Origin of the sequence: Rhodovulum marinum, assembly GCF_004343075.1 — a bacterium.
Classification (GTDB): Bacteria; Pseudomonadota; Alphaproteobacteria; order Rhodobacterales; family Rhodobacteraceae; genus Rhodovulum; species Rhodovulum marinum.
Window position 1 is genome coordinate 542591 of record NZ_SLXP01000002.1, and the last position, 15041, is coordinate 557631.

General features: G+C 67.9%; 20 protein-coding genes and 1 pseudogene. 5 read left to right on the plus strand and 16 right to left on the minus strand.

What is annotated here, in order from left to right; translation table 11 throughout:
- Positions 1-55: 55 nt before the first annotated feature.
- The 5 genes and pseudogenes from EV662_RS05760 (at position 56) to EV662_RS05780 (ending at position 3441) form a co-directional block, all read left to right on the plus strand.
- Entirely contained in the window at positions 56-1345 is a 1290-nt protein-coding gene (locus tag EV662_RS05760; protein WP_243695775.1) for an FprA family A-type flavoprotein, read from the plus strand.
- 16 nt (positions 1346-1361) lie between these two features.
- Complete coding sequence (locus EV662_RS05765) at positions 1362-1649, plus strand: 2Fe-2S iron-sulfur cluster-binding protein (RefSeq protein WP_132461178.1); 288 nt, start codon at positions 1362-1364, stop codon at positions 1647-1649.
- 48 nt (positions 1650-1697) lie between these two features.
- A pseudogene (locus EV662_RS05770) lies at positions 1698-1898 on the plus strand (4Fe-4S binding protein); the annotation flags it as partial.
- A gap of 2 nt (positions 1899-1900) precedes the next feature.
- A complete protein-coding gene (locus EV662_RS05775; RefSeq protein WP_132461180.1) occupies positions 1901-2365 on the plus strand; it encodes a SoxR reducing system RseC family protein in 465 nt (154 codons plus the stop codon).
- Entirely contained in the window at positions 2362-3441 is a 1080-nt protein-coding gene (locus tag EV662_RS05780) for an FAD:protein FMN transferase (RefSeq protein ID WP_132461181.1), read from the plus strand. Before EV662_RS05775 ends, EV662_RS05780 begins: the two co-directional genes overlap by 4 nt.
- Here EV662_RS05780 and EV662_RS05785 read toward each other — a convergent pair.
- The 16 genes from EV662_RS05785 to EV662_RS05860 form a co-directional block, all read right to left on the minus strand.
- Entirely contained in the window at positions 3438-3809 is a 372-nt protein-coding gene (locus EV662_RS05785; protein ID WP_132461182.1) for a 2Fe-2S iron-sulfur cluster-binding protein, read from the minus strand. The two genes, EV662_RS05780 and EV662_RS05785, sit on opposite strands and share 4 nt — an antisense overlap.
- A gap of 253 nt (positions 3810-4062) precedes the next feature.
- Positions 4063-4365, minus strand: a complete 303-nt coding sequence (fdxB, locus tag EV662_RS05790; protein ID WP_132461183.1) for a ferredoxin III, nif-specific — start codon at positions 4363-4365, stop codon at positions 4063-4065.
- Positions 4366-4368: 3 nt separating this feature from the next.
- Positions 4369-4578 (minus strand): CCE_0567 family metalloprotein, encoded by a 210-nt coding sequence (locus EV662_RS05795; protein WP_132461184.1) that lies wholly within the window; start codon positions 4576-4578, stop codon positions 4369-4371.
- Between the two features lie 139 nt (positions 4579-4717).
- A complete protein-coding gene (locus tag EV662_RS05800) occupies positions 4718-5191 on the minus strand; it encodes a NifX-associated nitrogen fixation protein (RefSeq protein ID WP_132461185.1) in 474 nt (157 codons plus the stop codon).
- Positions 5188-5670, minus strand: coding sequence for a nitrogen fixation protein NifX (nifX, locus tag EV662_RS05805; RefSeq protein WP_132461186.1), 483 nt, complete (start codon positions 5668-5670; stop codon positions 5188-5190). Before nifX ends, EV662_RS05800 begins: the two co-directional genes overlap by 4 nt.
- A complete protein-coding gene (gene nifN, locus EV662_RS05810; protein ID WP_132461187.1) occupies positions 5642-7036 on the minus strand; it encodes a nitrogenase iron-molybdenum cofactor biosynthesis protein NifN in 1395 nt (464 codons plus the stop codon). Before nifN ends, nifX begins: the two co-directional genes overlap by 29 nt.
- A gap of 4 nt (positions 7037-7040) precedes the next feature.
- Positions 7041-8516 carry a nitrogenase iron-molybdenum cofactor biosynthesis protein NifE gene (gene nifE / locus EV662_RS05815; protein WP_132461188.1) on the minus strand — a complete coding sequence of 492 codons (1476 nt, stop codon included), beginning with the start codon at positions 8514-8516 and terminating at the stop codon, positions 7041-7043.
- A 283-nt stretch (positions 8517-8799) separates the two neighbouring features.
- Positions 8800-9180: a hypothetical protein gene (locus EV662_RS05820; RefSeq protein WP_132461189.1), complete on the minus strand. Its 381-nt coding sequence runs from the start codon at positions 9178-9180 to the stop codon at positions 8800-8802.
- On the minus strand, positions 9177-9539 hold the full coding sequence (locus EV662_RS05825; RefSeq protein WP_132461190.1) for a helix-turn-helix domain-containing protein: 363 nt from the start codon (positions 9537-9539) through the stop codon (positions 9177-9179). Before EV662_RS05825 ends, EV662_RS05820 begins: the two co-directional genes overlap by 4 nt.
- A 215-nt stretch (positions 9540-9754) precedes the next feature.
- Positions 9755-11614: a phage tail length tape measure family protein gene (locus tag EV662_RS05830; protein ID WP_132461191.1), complete on the minus strand. Its 1860-nt coding sequence runs from the start codon at positions 11612-11614 to the stop codon at positions 9755-9757.
- 50 nt (positions 11615-11664) lie between these two features.
- Positions 11665-12561: a Mu-like prophage major head subunit gpT family protein gene (locus tag EV662_RS05835; RefSeq protein ID WP_132461192.1), complete on the minus strand. Its 897-nt coding sequence runs from the start codon at positions 12559-12561 to the stop codon at positions 11665-11667.
- A gap of 244 nt (positions 12562-12805) precedes the next feature.
- Positions 12806-13222, minus strand: a complete 417-nt coding sequence (locus EV662_RS05840) for a regulatory protein GemA (protein WP_132461193.1) — start codon at positions 13220-13222, stop codon at positions 12806-12808.
- On the minus strand, positions 13219-13626 hold the full coding sequence (locus tag EV662_RS05845) for a hypothetical protein (protein ID WP_132461194.1): 408 nt from the start codon (positions 13624-13626) through the stop codon (positions 13219-13221). The genes EV662_RS05840 and EV662_RS05845 overlap by 4 nt, the downstream gene beginning before the upstream one ends.
- Positions 13623-13922, minus strand: coding sequence for a hypothetical protein (locus EV662_RS05850; RefSeq protein WP_132461195.1), 300 nt, complete (start codon positions 13920-13922; stop codon positions 13623-13625). Before EV662_RS05850 ends, EV662_RS05845 begins: the two co-directional genes overlap by 4 nt.
- A complete protein-coding gene (locus tag EV662_RS05855; RefSeq protein ID WP_132461196.1) occupies positions 13919-14236 on the minus strand; it encodes a hypothetical protein in 318 nt (105 codons plus the stop codon). The genes EV662_RS05850 and EV662_RS05855 overlap by 4 nt, the downstream gene beginning before the upstream one ends.
- Positions 14236-14985 (minus strand): AAA family ATPase, encoded by a 750-nt coding sequence (locus EV662_RS05860; RefSeq protein ID WP_165915531.1) that lies wholly within the window; start codon positions 14983-14985, stop codon positions 14236-14238. The genes EV662_RS05855 and EV662_RS05860 overlap by 1 nt, the downstream gene beginning before the upstream one ends.
- Between the last annotated feature and the right edge of the window lie 56 nt (positions 14986-15041).

Below are 15041 nucleotides of genomic sequence, written 5' to 3' on the forward strand. Positions count from 1 at the left end.
GCACGCTTGTTGCTTATCCTTTCACCGAGATATGGCAGTCAAAGGATCCCCGAAGGTGACGCGCACAGGCCCCATCGCCCCCCAGGCCCCGCACGGCCCCGCCGAGATCGCCGCGCGCGTGACCTGGATCGGGGCGCTGGACCCCGACCTGCGCAGTTTCGACATCATCCTGAAGACCGCGAACGGGACGACCTACAATTCCTACCTGGTGCGCGGGTCGGACGGCGTCGCCGTGATCGACACCGTCAAGCAGGAGTTCACCGGCGCGTTCCTAGCGCGGCTGGAACAGGTCGCCCGCTATGACGAGATCACCACGCTGGTGCTGAACCACCTGGAGCCCGACCATACCGGCGCGGTGCCGGAATTCCTGGCGCGCGCGCCGCATGTCGAAATCTGCGTTTCGCCCCGGGGCGTGCAGGTGCTGCGCGCGCTGCTGAAGGACCGGTTCGACGACTACAAGGTCAGGGTCGTGCGCACCGGCGACACGGTTTCGCTGGGCGACAGGACGCTGCGGTTCCTGACCACGCCCTATGTGCACTGGCCCGACACGCAATGCACCTATCTGGAAGAACAGAACCTGCTGTTCACCTGCGACCTCTTGGGCTGTCACTATTGCGACGGGCGGCTGTTCAACGATGCGGTCGGCGATTTCCGGTTCTCGTTCGAATACTATTTCGACCACATCATGCGCCCCTTCAAACGCTATGTGGGCGAGGCGCTGGACCTGATCGAACCGCTGGAGATCGACATGATCGCGCCGGGGCACGGCCCCGTCCTGCGCGCCCATCCGCGCGATTACATCACCCATTACCGCCGCCTGATCACCAAGCGGCTGGCCAGCGAAACGGGTGATCAGAAAACCCTGCTGGTCTTCTATGTCTCGGCCTATGGGGCCACGGCCCAGATGGCCGGTGCGATCTACGAAGGGGCGGCCGAAAGCGACGATGTGCGCGTGTCGCTGTTCGATATCGAGGGCGGCGACGTCACCCCCTTCATCGACCTGATCGAAGAGGCCGACGGCCTGGTCTTCGGCACGCCCACGATCAACGGCGACGCGGTGCGCGTGGTCTGGGACATGCTCTCCAGCCTGGTCGATATCGAGACCAAGGGGAAACTGGGCGCGGCCTTCGGATCCTACGGCTGGACGGGCGAGGCGGTGGCCATGGTCGAGGCGCGGATGCAGGGGCTGAAGATGCGGGTGCCCGAACAGGGCCTGCGCATCAAGATGCACCCCACGCCCGCCGAACTGGAAGACTGCCGCGATTTCGGCCGGCGCCTGGCCGCGCACCTGGCCGGCCGCCCGATGGAACGCGAAATCGACCTGAGCGCGCTGCTTGGGAGTTGAAAGGAAAGGAGGCCCCATGGGCACGGCGAAACTGACCTTCGAGGATGTCGCGCTGACGGTGAACGTGCCGCAGGGCACGCGCATCATCGAGATTTCCGAAAAGGTGGGCTCGGGGATAACCTATGGCTGCCGCGAGGGCGAATGCGGCACCTGCATCACCCGCGTCGTCGAGGGGATGGAGAACCTGTCCGAACCCTCGGCACTGGAAACCCGCGTGCTGAAGGACAACCTGGCGGGCCGCAACGACCGGCTGGCCTGCCAGTGCCAGGTGCTGACCGGCACCGTCAAGGTGCGCCCGGGCTGACCCCGGCGCGCACCCGCAACCCTTTGAAACCCCGAAAGAAAGGATAGAACCATGGCCATGATGATCGACAGCATGATGTGCACCGCCTGCGGCGATTGCGAATCCGTCTGCCCCACCGGGGCGATCATCCCGCACAAGGGCGTCTACATGATCCAGGCCGACAAGTGCACCGAGTGCGAGCCCGATCACGATATGCCGCAATGCCTGAACGCCTGCATGGAAGACGGCTGCATCAGCCCGGCCGAATAGCCATGACCGCCCCGCACGAGGCGCGCGCCCTGCGCCAGACCCTTCGGGTCGTGGGCGTCGAGGGCGCGCGGGTCCGGCTGGCGGGCGACCGGCTGTCGGGCTGCGCGGCCTGCGCGGCGCGCGCGGGCTGCGGGGCGGGTGCGCTGGCCGAGATGCTGGACGCCGGGCCGCTGGAAATCACCCTGCCGCGCGGCGCGCCCGTGGCGCCGGGCGACCGGGTGGTCGTTGCGATGGAGGGCGGGGCTTTCCTGGGGGCGGCGGGGCTGGCCTATCTGCTGCCGCCCGCCGCCCTGGTGGCCGCGGCCGCCGGGTTCGCGGCGCTGGGGCTGTCCGACCTGTGGGTGGCGGCGCTTTGCGCGCCGGTGCTGGCGCTGGCGCTGCTGCCCGCGTGGCGGGCGGACCGGCGGGGCCGGATCGCCGCGGCACTCCGGATCGAAGAGGTGATCCCGGCCGGGGCGCGGCCATGAAACGCGCGCTGGCGATCGTGGCGACCTGCGCGGCGCTGGCGCTGGGCGCGGCGCAGGCCGCGCGCCCCACGCCCGACCACCGCGAAACGCTGTATGTCTTCGGCACCCTGGTCGAGATCGAGATCCGCGGCGAAGACCGCGCCGCGGCCCGCGCCGCCAGTGCCGAGATCGGCCGCCTGCTGCAAAGCCTGCACGACGACTGGCACGCCTGGCGGCCCGGCGCGCTGGGCGACCTGAACGCCGCCATCGCGCGGGGCGAGACCGCGGGCGTCGATGCGCGGCTTGCGCAGGTGCTGGAGACCGGGCGGCAGCTGTCGTGCCAAAGCGGCGGGTTGTTCGAACCGGCGATCGGCGCGCTGATCGGGCTGTGGGGCTTTCACGCCGATACCGCGCCCAGCGGCGCGCCGCCCGCGCCCGCGGCCATCGCCGCGCTGGTCGACGCGCACCCGCGCATGACCGACCTGCAGATCGACGCCACGCGCGTCACCTCGGCCAACCGGGCCGTGCAGCTCGACCTGGGCGGGTTCGCCAAGGGCGCGGCGCTGGACCTGGCGGCGGCGCGCCTGCGCGCGCTGGGCATCGAGAACGCGGTGCTGAACGCGGGCGGCGATGTCAACGTGATCGGCACCCATGGCGACCGGCCCTGGCGCGTGGCGATCCGCGACCCGTTCGTCTGGGGCGCGGTCGCGGCGGTGTCGCTGGCCCCCGGAGAGGTGCTCTATACCTCGGGCAATTACGAACGCTACTTCGACCATGACGGCCAGCGCTTTGCCCATATCCTCGACCCGCGCACGGGCTATCCGGTGCAGGACATCGTGTCGGTCTCGGTGCTGGACACGGACGGGGCGCGCGCCGATGCCGCGGCCACCGCGCTGTCCGTCGCGGGACCCGCGGACTGGCCGCAGGTCGCCGCCGACATGGGGGTGGGCGCGGTGCTGGTCATCACCGGCGAAGGCCGGATGCAGGCCACGCCCGACATGGCGGCCCGGCTGGACCCGGCCGGGCCGGGGCTGCCGGGGCCGGTCGAGACCGTGCCCCTGCCCGCCCCGGCGCCAAGGCCCGCCTGCGCGGGCTAGTCCGCCCCGCCCGGCACGCCGGAAAAGGCCACCGTCACGTCCTCGTCGCGGGCGATGAACTGGCAGGCCAGCCGGTAGCGCGGCGGCATGTCGTTGACCTCGGCATTCTCGATCTCTTCCTCGGTGATCTTGCCCAACTCCTTGAGCTTGCTCTTTTCCTTGTCGGTCAGCATGATCCCCTTCTTCTGCGTCGGGTCGTCATAGCTGACCTCGATCAGGCAGGACCCGCAATTGCCGTCGCGGCAGTCGAACGGGATCGGGATGTTGTACTGGTCGGCAAGGGCGAGGATCGTCTTGGTATCGCCCGCGACGGCGTAAACCGCCTTGTCCTTGTGCATCATCGGCGAGGTAAAGGTCACGATGGCCATCTGACTCTGTCCTTTGCTGGCCGCCCCGCGGGCGGCGGTGTCGGTGAAACGCACCGGGGCGCGTCGGCCCAGACCAAGCACGAACCATGCCAGCCCGCGCCCCCGTGAAATCCCGCGCCCCCGCCCGGCATCGCGTCGCAAACCCGACAGGAACGCGCCACACACCCCTTTTTCTTGGTGAAATACTCCGGGGGTCTGGGGGCAGAGCCCCCAGCCGGTCGCCCCGGCGACAGCCGGGGCGAAACCCAACACATCACGCCGCTTCGGCGGGTTCGTGCGTCTGGCAGGCCGAGGGACAAACCCGCGCGCAGGCGCCGCAGCCGATGCAATCGCCGGCATCGGCCACCACCATGATCTTGCGCTCGATCTCGTCCTCGTATTCCTCGTCGTCCACGTCGACGATCTCGTCCTCGTCGGTGACACCCTTCAGGTCCAGCACGTTGCGCGCACAAACCTTGTAGCAGCGGCCGCAGCCGATGCATTTCTCCATGTCGATGGCGACAAGGAATTCCGGCACGTATTCCGTGCCGCCGCGGGTCAGGGCGGTGATCGGCATGGCTCAGGCCTCCTCGGCGGCTTTCTTCGCCGCTTTCAGTTCCTTGCGCGCGGCGCTCAACTCCTTGAACACCTCGAATGTCTCGGCCGCCACCTCGGGGATCTTCTCCCAGTCGGTGGGCAGTTCCTCGGCCAGGTCGTGCAGGTTCATCTTGGCGTTGGTGGACCGCATCGAGAGTTTCTTCACGCGGGTTTCAAGCTCTTCCAGGCTCATGCCGGGCTCCTTTGGTCGGGTTTCGCGGCACCGGAGCGGATCCGGCGAGAGAACGGGGTGCGCCCGGCCGAGGGTTTCAGCGACAAGGGCGGCGCGGGTGTCTTCGGCGCGGGCAGCGGGCGGATCCGGATCATGCGGCTCAGGCCCCCGCGGCCTCGGGGAAGCGGGCGACCATCTCGGCCGCGCCGGCGGTGGCCTTCTCGCCCGCCTCGGCCAGCTTGGCGTAGGTTTCGAAGCCGAAGCGGTGGATGTCGCGCACATGTTTCGACAGCACCACCAGGCGGCCCGAGATCAGCACGATCCGCCCGAAGCCCTCGTGGTGGATCTTGGACATCTGCGAGGCCATGGCCCCGGTGCGTTTCTCCAGCAAGAGCGCCACGGCGTCATGGAATTTCTCGACCCGCCACAACAGGTCGGGGTCGGGGTCGCACATGATCGGCATGTCGCGCAGCTCTTCGCGGGTCACGATGAAATCGGCCAGCAGCTCGGCATCGGACTTGTCGTCCCAGCTGCCATAGCCGTCCTCGGCGCGGATCACCGCGACCAGCTGGGTCAGGAACTCGCTTGCGGGCATGTCGCCGCCGCGCGGCAGGGTTTCGGTTTCGGCACTCATTCGCTGACATCCTCGGCGTAATCGGCGGCGAAATCGGTTTTCGGGCGGCCCAGCACCTTGCGCAGGAAGGGCGGCGGGCTGCCCTTGAGCATGGTCTGGGTCTGGGCCAGCACCTCGGCGATGGGTTCGGGCGCCTTGCGCTTGATCGGGTGGATGCCGGCGCGCACCACCTTGGCCGCCGAGGGCCCGCCGATGGCCAGCACGAACAACAGCGCACAGCCCGCCAGCGCCTCGACCTTGGGGGTGATGCGGTCGTCGATATCGTTGTGCTGGCCGCTTTGGGCGGTGACATCGTCGAATTCCAGCACCTCGACCACCCGGGCCGAGGTGGTCGTCACCTCGTAGATCGCGAATTTTCTGGCCGAGCCGAAATGCGCGTCCAGGTGTTCCATGTCATTGGTCGCGATGGCGATTTTCAGGGGTGTTTCGCTGGTCATGGTGGTCTCCGGCTCAATGAGGCGCAGTCTGCGGGCGGTCATGCTCGAACTCCGGGTCTATGGGGGCGGCGCCGAAATCCTCGGGGCGCGGGGCGTGGGGATGGGCCAGCATGGCGTTGGCCACCTCGAAGAGGAACGCGCGGGTGCCGCGATAGCCGACGCGGCAGGCATCCTGCGCGCCCAGCCGGTCGTTGATCGGAAAGCCCGCGCGGATCAGCGGCAGGCCGGTCGCGGCGGCGGCGTGGCGGGCATGGGCATGGCTGATCAGCAGCTGCGCCCCGCCGGCGCGCGCGCCGTCCTCCAGGTCGCCCAGATCGCCCAGGATCGCGGTTTCGCAGGGGATCGCCTCGACGATCGGATTGGCGGCCGAGGTGGTCACGCAGCAGACCGCCTGGGCGCCCATCCCGGCCAGCGCCGAGGACAGCCCGTAGGCCAGGTCGGGATCGGCGGCGATGGCGTATTTCAGCCCGCCGGTCTGGAAATGCGCGTCCAGCATCGCGTCCTGCAGCCGCGCGCGGTCGCGCCGGATCGCCGGCGGCGCATCGGCGGTGCCCGCGATGCGCATCAGCGCGGCCACGAAGGCATCGACCGCCTTGAGCCCGGTCAGCGACGGGAAGACCTGCACCGGCATGTGCCCGCGTTCGGCCAGCAGCGTCGCCGCCCCGCGCATGCTTTCGCCGATGGCGATGGTGACGGCGGATTTCGCCATGGCGGGGATGTCGTCCAGCCGCGTGCCGCCCAGCGACTTGCCCGCCCAGTCCTCGGCCAGGTGCCCGTCCAGCGACGCGGACAGGTCCGGCAGGATGATCGGTTTCAGCCCGAAGGCGCGGATCATCCGGGTGATTTCCTCGACCTCGGCGGGGGTCAGATGGGCGGCGGGCAACAGGTTGACCTGGCGCAGGTCGGCATCGCGCCACATCGGGTCGATCTCGGGCACCAGCGCGTCGATGATCGCGGTCACCGCCCTGGCCCAGCCATCCTCCAGCGCGCCGTCGAAATCAGGGGTGGAGGCATAGACCACGCGAATGTCGGCCAGGTCGGGGCGGCGGGCCATGATCTCGGCCAGCTCGCCGCGGACATCGTCGCCCTGGGTTTCGGTCAGCGCGGTGGACGCGATGCCGATGAACCGCGGATCGGCCTTTTTCCGCAGGTTGGCGATGGCCTCCTCGATCTGCTCGGCCCCGCCCAGGATCGTGCTGACCTCGTTCATCGCGGTGGTCTGCAGCGGGATCGCCTCGCGGAAATGGCGCACCATGTGGACCATGGCAAAGGCGGTGCAGCCCTGCGCGCCGTGGAACAGCGGCACCGCGCCCTCGACGCCCAGATAGGCCATCGCGGCGCCCAGCGGCGCGCTGGTCTTCAGCGGGTTGGTGGACAGCGCGCGGCGCGGTCGGGTCAGGCGGGCCATGGCATCAGTCCTCGAAATCGGTGGGGTCGTTGGAAATGCCCGAGACCGGGCAGCGATCCTTGATCCGCGGGCGGGCGCCGGCAAAGGCGCGGGATTCGTCCCAGGGCGCGGGGCGGCGGACATCTTCCCAGACGGGATTGTTCAGCGACCGGTCGATGGCGCGCACCAGGTCGACCATGCCCATGTAACCGGCATAGGGTTCGTGCTTTTCCTGGTTCACGTCGATCCAGGGCACCCGCGCCTTGAGCGCCACGAACTGGCTGCGCGCCCCCGACATCAGGACATCCGCCCCCGAGGCGCGCAGCGTGGCATACATCTCTTTCGGGGCCATGTTCTCATACATGTGCGCCTCGGTGCCCATGATCTCGACCACGCGGGCCTTGTCGTTCTCGGTGGCCTTGCGCACGCTGGTCCCGACAACCTCCATCCCCAGCTCCTGGAGCGCCGAGACCACCGACCAGCTTTTGTGCCCGCCGGTGTAAAGCAGCACGCGGCGCCCGGCGACGCGGGGCTTGAGGGCTTCAAGCTCGGCCCGCACCCTCGCCTCTTCCTCGGCGATCAGCGCCTCGCAGCGGTCGATGAGATCCGCATCGGCGCCGCGCTCGACCAGCATCCGGCACATGGTGCGCAACGCCTCGGAGGTGTCGGAAATGCCGTAGAACGAGCCCTCGAAATAGGGGATGCCGTATTTTTCCTCCATCTTCCGGGCCAGGCCCAGAAGCGCGTGGGAACAGACCAGCATGGTCACGCGCGCGCGGTGCATCTGCGCGACCTGGCGGTAACGGGCGTCCGCCGACAGCGAACCGAGGATGCGGATGCCCAGCCGGTCGAGCAGCGGCTTGACCTGCCACAGCTCGCCCGACAGGTTGTAATCGCCCATGATGTTGATGTCATAGGCGGTGGTGCGCGCGGGCTCCTGCGTGCCGATCACGTGGCGGAACATCATCTCGCCGCCCAGCTTGCAGCCCAGGTTCTTGGACCCGGCATAGCCCGGCACGTCGACCGGGATCGCGGGGGTGCCGAAGGCCTCGGTCGCGGCCTTGCAGACGGCGGCGATGTCATCGCCGATCATCGCGGTCACGCAGGTGGCATAGACGAAGACGGCGGGGGGATCATGCTTCTCCACGATCTCGCGGATCGCGCGGTACAGCTTCTTCTCGCCATGGCCCATGACGATGTCGAGTTCGGTCAGGTCGGTGGTGAAGCCGGTCTTGTAAAGCATCGACCCCGAGGAGGCCGAGCCGCGGTTGTCCCAGGAATTGCCGCTGCAGGCGAGCGGCGCATGCACCAGGTGGGCCACGTCGACGATGGGCTGAAGCGTGATCATCGCCCCGTCGAAGGCACAGCCCCCCGCCGCCGCGCCGGGCGTCAGCGGCTTGGCGCAGCCCTTCTTGCGCTCCGCGGCGGACTTGGCGCGGTTGGTGGCGCAGGCGGGTTCCTGGAAGGCGTCCTCTCGGGTCTGCTTCAAGGCGTCGGACATCGGGCACTCCGGGTTGCTGCCCCAAGGCAAGCAGAAAGCATGCCAAGCCTCACAGGTTCGCCGGATCGCCCGCGATGTCAGGACCTTGGCCGACCGCGGCGGGTCGCGCGATGGCGCCTTTGTCGGGTCTTTGTCGGGGACGCGACACGCCTGTTGCCCCTGGCCCCGCGGCGCCTTGCAGGTTTCGCCTTGGCTGTGTAGTTACACGAGGTTCTGACAGGGGTTTACAGGGGTTTTGATACCGGAAGAGCCCGGTAGACCTCGGGCTATCTCGGATGGGTTTTTAGGGCTTGCGTTTCCCGTGGCGGTGCCACCAGGAGCAAATGCCGCTGTGACCGATACGCCGCTCGGGCGGGAATGCCTTGGCGACCTCGGCGGCGAGCGCATGATAGGTCATCCGGTCGATCCTGGCGAGGATGAAGGCGCGCAGTTCGGGGTCGGTGTTGATCCTAGATGGGCGGCCGGGGCGGTGGTCGCGGACGTGATCATTCGGTTCGGGCAAGTCTTCGAGGGGCGTTCGAAGGGGTGTTGGAAGACCCTCTTCAAGCTCCGCTCGAAGGGTACCCTGAAGGCCGTCGATCTTGGCCGAGGCGTTGTCGAGGAGCTTGCGGGCCTCGGCCAGGGCGATGCGCACGGCCACGATCTGCGACAGGGCGCGGCTCATGCGTCCCTCCAGGACGCGGGCGCGCTGCGATAGGGGTTGTTCGCGAGACATTTGCGAACAGCCGTGTCGCTCATGTGGAGCGTTCGCGCGATATCGGCGACGGTCTGGCCCTCATACGCCAGGCAGGCGGCCAGCCAGGGCTTGGCGAGCGGCACACGGCGCGGAAGGTCCGCCGCGCCAAGGGCGCGGGCCAGGTCCACGCCCACGAGTTGCACCACGCGCGAGCGTTCGGTCGGTCGCTCGGCCATGTAGAGTTCGGCCCCGCCGAAGGTCAGAAGAAAGCGCACCGCCAGCGCCGAGCCGAGGATATCGACATAGGGCGCGGCATGGGCCGGGGGTTTCGGGTAGCTGTCCGTCACGTCTGTCACCTCGTCGGGCGGCGGGGTGGATGGAAGGCGGACCGGCCGCCGAGATGGAGCCGGCCGGTCCGCCGCGCCCGCGTTTGGCGCCGCGGGCGGGATGGGCCGGTCACCCGCTGAGAAAGGCAACCGACCCGAGACCGCCGTGAACTGAACAAACCGGCGGCCAATGCGCGGGGCCAGAACCTCCCGCGCAATCTCTGTTCACCAGCGCTTCATCCGATCCTCTCGGGCTGGTCGTTGATCTCGCGGACGCGCAGCGGCAGGCGCTCGGCGTCGTATTGGGCGAAGGCCGCCTCGATTGCGCGCGAGGTGCCCGCATAGGCCCGCTCTTCGAGCTCGCGGTCGCCCGTCGCGCCGTTGACGTTCACGGTGATGGAGAACTGCGCCGTGCCCCCGCTGCCCTGCTGGCGCAGCGCGCTGTTCGGCAGGATCGTACCGGGGACCGAGGGGATGAAGGGTTCAGGGCCGCGCTCGCCCACGATGTAGGCGCGGCCGGGCTGCACCGATCCGCCCGAGGCGCGGAAGCCACCGAACCCGCCCACCATCATTCCGAAGAGGCCACCCAGGCCGCTTGCGTTCTGACCGCCGAACAGACCGCCCAGCGGTCCGCTGCCCAGAAACGCGCCTTCCCGAAGCGACCGCAGCAGCATGTTCATGGCCGCGTCCATGTCGTCCAGTGCGGTCAGGGCCGTCTGTCCGAGGGATTGCCACATTTGCTTCTGGGTTTGGCCAAGGTTGATCTCGCGTTCCTTGGCGCGAATGAGATCTTCGATCTTCGCCCGCTCGGCGTCGGTCGCGTCCACCATCTGTTCGCGCAACCGGATGAGCTCCTGCTTGACCGGGTCCGCCTCGCGGAGAATGTCCACCTCGCCTTGCAGCGACAGGATCAGCTCGGCGACGGCGTCACGTTCCTCGCGCGCCGCGGCGGCACCGCCCTGCCGGGTTCGCACGGCCGGGCCGTAGATCGCGTCTTCCGACGCGGCGAAGCCCATGCGTTCCGGGCGGCTGCGCGCGCGCGATCCCGGCCCGAACGGGGTCGGATTGCCCGCCGCGTCGGTGGTGGCCTCGGCCGTCGCCGCCGCGCGGGCCTTGGCCGCGTCCCAGAGCGCGCTGGCGAGCGACTTGGCCTCGCCGATGACCGCGGACAGCCACCCGGCCTGCGGGGCCTGCGCGGCGAGCTGGCGCATCGCGCTTTCGGCGTCTAGGAGCTTGCCGTAGAGTTCCCCGGTCTTGAGCGTGGTGGCGTCGAGGATGCCCCGGACCTTGGCCAGGGCGGCGGCCTGGCTATCAAAGGTGGTCGCCTGCGATGCCTCGTCCAGGGCGGCGCGCAGTTGCTGCGCCTGCCCGATGGTAAGGCCGAATTCCCGCTTGAACCAGGCAAGGCGGCGCTCGTCCACGAAGTCGGTGCGGCCGAGTTCGAGGAACACGTCGCGGAATTCTTCCTTTAGCGCGCTGGCCGCATCGGCAGCCGATTGCACCGCGTCGGTGACCGCGAACTGACGTTGGGCTTCGACCAGGGCGAGAACCTGGTCGGTGACCTCGCCATACTTCTCCTTGAGGTCGACCAGGCCAGAGCCGGAATAGATCGCCGTGATATCCTGAAGCGCGTTCATCGCGGTCACGAGGTCATCCACCGACGTGGCAAAGTCTTCGGTGGCGTCCTCGCCTTGGGCGGCCGCCATGGCCCACTGGCCCAGGGCGGCGGTGCCCGCGACAATGCCGATGGTCGCCAGGCTGACCGGGTTGATCATCGCCTTGAACGCGTCGCCCAAGGCTGTCACCGCACCCTGCGCGCCCATCGGGCCGAGCACCTGGCTGATCTGGGTGCCCTGCTGGATGGCCAGCGTCAGCGGCGACTGGCCCGCAGCCATCATCACGCCGATATCGTTGAACTGATACCCGAGGTTCTGGACCGCCCCGGCCGAGACCCTGGCGTTCCGGCCGAGGTTCTTCATCAGCTCGTCGGTGCCATACAGGCCCTTGCTGACGTTGACGCCCGCCGTCTTGAGCTTCTCGAATTCCGTCTTCGCCACGCGCACGCTTTTGATAGCGCCGTCGGCGTCGAATTCCATCAAGCCCTGGACAACGAAAACCACGGTTCAGCCCCCTGCGGCGCGCCCCGTCACGCGGACAGGAACGGCGAGACGATCAGCTTGGCGGTGTTCGCCCAGACGTTGGAGGCGCCCGACGCGTTCTGCTGCGCGTTCAGGAGCTGAAGCGCCTTCTCTTCGAGCTCGGGCGGCACCAGGAGCGTCGTGGGCTTCACGCCGATCCGGCGGCCTTCGGGCGACTTGAAGTTCATCATGGCGGCGCGGGCGGCGGCATAAGCGGCCGTATCCAGGTCCACCTTGCAGCCATAGGCGAGCTGCCACAGGCCGAAGCCCACGTTGGCGCGGGCGCGCACCCCGTAGAGGAACTCGTTGTTCATGAACACGTTGTCGTCGCTGAGGTCGGTCTTGCTTTCGAACGTGTAGGGCTCGCGCTCCTGGAAGATCAGGGGGCGCACCGCGCGCGACGTGTCGAGCAGATACCAGGCCGGGCCGGACCCGTCCGCCATGTTCGAGACCAGCTCGGTCGTGCCGTCCGCCTTGGTGACGGGGTGCTCGGTGTCGAAGAACGGCTGGCCGTCATAGCACTCGGCCGTGAAGCCGTCCGCGAGCAGGCCCATCACCAGCTCTTCGGGGTGCAGCCGGGCGTTGTAGCCCATTTCTTCGAAGACCGGCTTGAACACCCCGTAGCGGTCGTCGAGGATATCGTTGCGATGCACGGCGACCGTCGCCTCGAAGTCGCGGTTGGTGATGGTGAAGCTGTGCGCCGACAGGCTGTTGACGTGGCGCGGCCCGATCCATTCGCGGATCACGCCGAAGCTGCCCATCCATCCATACACCTCTTCGCGCGTCGAGCTGGGCACCTTCATGGCGATCTCGGGCCAGTGGACCTCGGCGGCCTGGAAGGCCCCTTTGAACGCGGCGTTGAAGCCGGTGTAGAGGGAGCTGAGGTTGCTTTTGTTGATGATCACGGCGGGGTCTCCTGAAGGCGTTGGCGGTGTTCGCGTAGATGTCAGGAGAATGGGTAGCTTTTGCCGGATGGACCCGGCCACCCGCAGGGGCTTGTGGGTCGCCCGGCGGGGGCGTGATGGCCGCGGAAAGGGAGAGGGGGTGCCAGCTTCGCCGATTAAACGGTTTTCCGGCGTTTTTGAATAGGGTCTTTGGGTGTTCCGGGGGTGGATGCCCCCGGAACGAGGAAGGCCCTCAGAGGGCCGCTCAGGCGGCCCTCGCCTTCATGTGCTTCAGGGCGGTGATTGCCTTCTGCGCGTCGGCCTTGGTCAGGAACCGCAGCGAAGACACCTTGAAGGTGCGAAGCAGCCACTTCCCGAGCTCGTCGTCGCCCGAGTAGACATGCCCGGTGAACTCGGCCCAAAGAGCGCGGATCAGTTCCAACTGCGCGAAGCTCGCCATGCCGGGCCGCTGGCCATAGTCCTGGCCGCGCGGGCTGCCCGGCTCGAAGCCGAGCCACTGGAACCAGCCCATCATCGCGGCGAAGCCTTCCTGGTCAAGCTCGTTCGAGCTGGTCACGCCCGCGATCTCCACCAGGGCCGCGCGATAGGCCGCGTCCGGGATCTTCAGCTTGCGCTGCGCCACCTTCATCAGGACGCGCTGATTGCGGGAAATCGTCGTCATTCGATCTCCCCCCGCGACCGCATGGCGGCCAGGCGTACCGCCGTCGCGAACTCCTGAAACCGTTTGTCGGCCGCTTCCGCCATCTCTTCCAGTCCCTTTGCGGCAAGCTCGGCCACCGCCCAGCCCGTCGCGCCCAGGGCGTCGTCGTCGCTTTGGGCGAGGTGCTCCAGGGTCGCAACGGCTTTGTGAAGTGCCTTCTGAGAGGCGTAGAATGCGCTGTAATAGTGTTCCAGGTCCCGTTCCGTGACGGTGAAAGTGACGGGCGTGTCTTTCGGGTCGGTCATGGTCTCGGCCTTCAGTTCTGCCTTCACCTGTTCGTCGGTCTTGCCAGGCACGTAGATGGCCTTGCCCTCGCGCGCCATCTTCAGCTTCCATTCATGGTCTGTCAGGTGTGCATCGCTCATTGGCCGTCTTCCTTGTGCTGGGTGGGGTTCTCGAGGTCGGCAAGTTGGGAAAGGATCAGCCGGACCAGGGTAATGTGGCGGCGGTGCAGATCGCCGCGTTCGATGAACTTCGTCAGAACCTCGTGGGACGCGGCATCCAGCCCGCCCTTGCTTTCGAGGTATTGACGCACGGTCGAGATGTCGCGCCGAAGGTCTGCAAGGAAGGCCTCCGTCCGTTCGATGCCCTCGCCCATTGCGAGAAGCTCTTCGTCCGAAACCATCACGGACAGCTTGCGGCGGTCGGGTTGGTCGGTCATTGTACGCGCCCCCCTTGCTGTCCGTTCTGGTCCGTGAACGTCCCGGCCATCGCCAGGGGTTGCAGGAGCACCGCCGCCGCCTTCGCGAGTGCGGCGTTGGCCTTCATGGCGTTCAGCCCTTCGCCCAGTTGCTTGCCCACCTCTTCAGGCGGAATGTCATCGCGCATGAGCGTTTCGGCGAGGTGATCGGCCCCGGCTTCAATAATGGACGGGAACTCGGCCAGGGCGCGCCCGGCCTGGCGGGCAGCTTCGACCTGCGATGCCTTCATGGGCACCCAGAGCAACACGTCGCGGTCTTCGGTAGTGTCGGTCATCACTTCGTCCTCCTGGTGGTGAACTCGAGGTATTCAAGCGCGGCCAGGATGTCTTCGACGGTCGGAACTGCGGTCCTGCCCAGGTCGCGCGCTGTCGCGAAGATGTCCTCCACGTCGCCCAGCCCGCCATTGCGCCGCGCGACATTGGCCAGCTTACGGATGATGTCGTCGTCGTGCAGTCCGCGCGCCCGGCAATACAGGTCCACATCCGCTTCGCTGGCATGGCTGATGGTCACGCGCGGATGGGTGCGGCGCTTGAGCTGGGGCAGCTCGTTGATCGCCTTGTCGAGACGCAGATCGCCCACCAGCGCCAGGGCGAAGAACCCCTCCTCTGCCAATTGGCGCGCCCATTCCAGGGCGTCCCGGTCATCGGGGCCGCGCGGGTTCCGCTTGATCAGGTATTGCGCCTCGTCGATCACCAGGAAGCCATCCGGCCCGATCCTGTCGGCGATGTCGGCCCGCGCGGCGGCCAGGTCGCGGCCGTTCGGGGGTTCGAGGCCCAGCAGATTGCAGAGGCCGCACGCGAGGTTCCAGACGCCGCCTTCGCCCGATTTCGCCGTGAACACCAGCGTTTCCGGCGCGTCCTGCTTGAGATGGAAGACGGTCGCGGTCTTGCCGACGCCGGAGGCCGCGGAAATCGCGACGATCTTCCCCTTCGCCCGGGCGCGGCGCAGCGCCAGGGTCATCGCCTGGGCGCTCCTGGTCTCGACAAAGCCCAGATGCACCGGCGGCGCCTCGGGCTTGATCACATGGACATTTGCTGTCATGGGTTTCTCCTGGTTGTGGGCTTTCGCCCGCTGCGTTC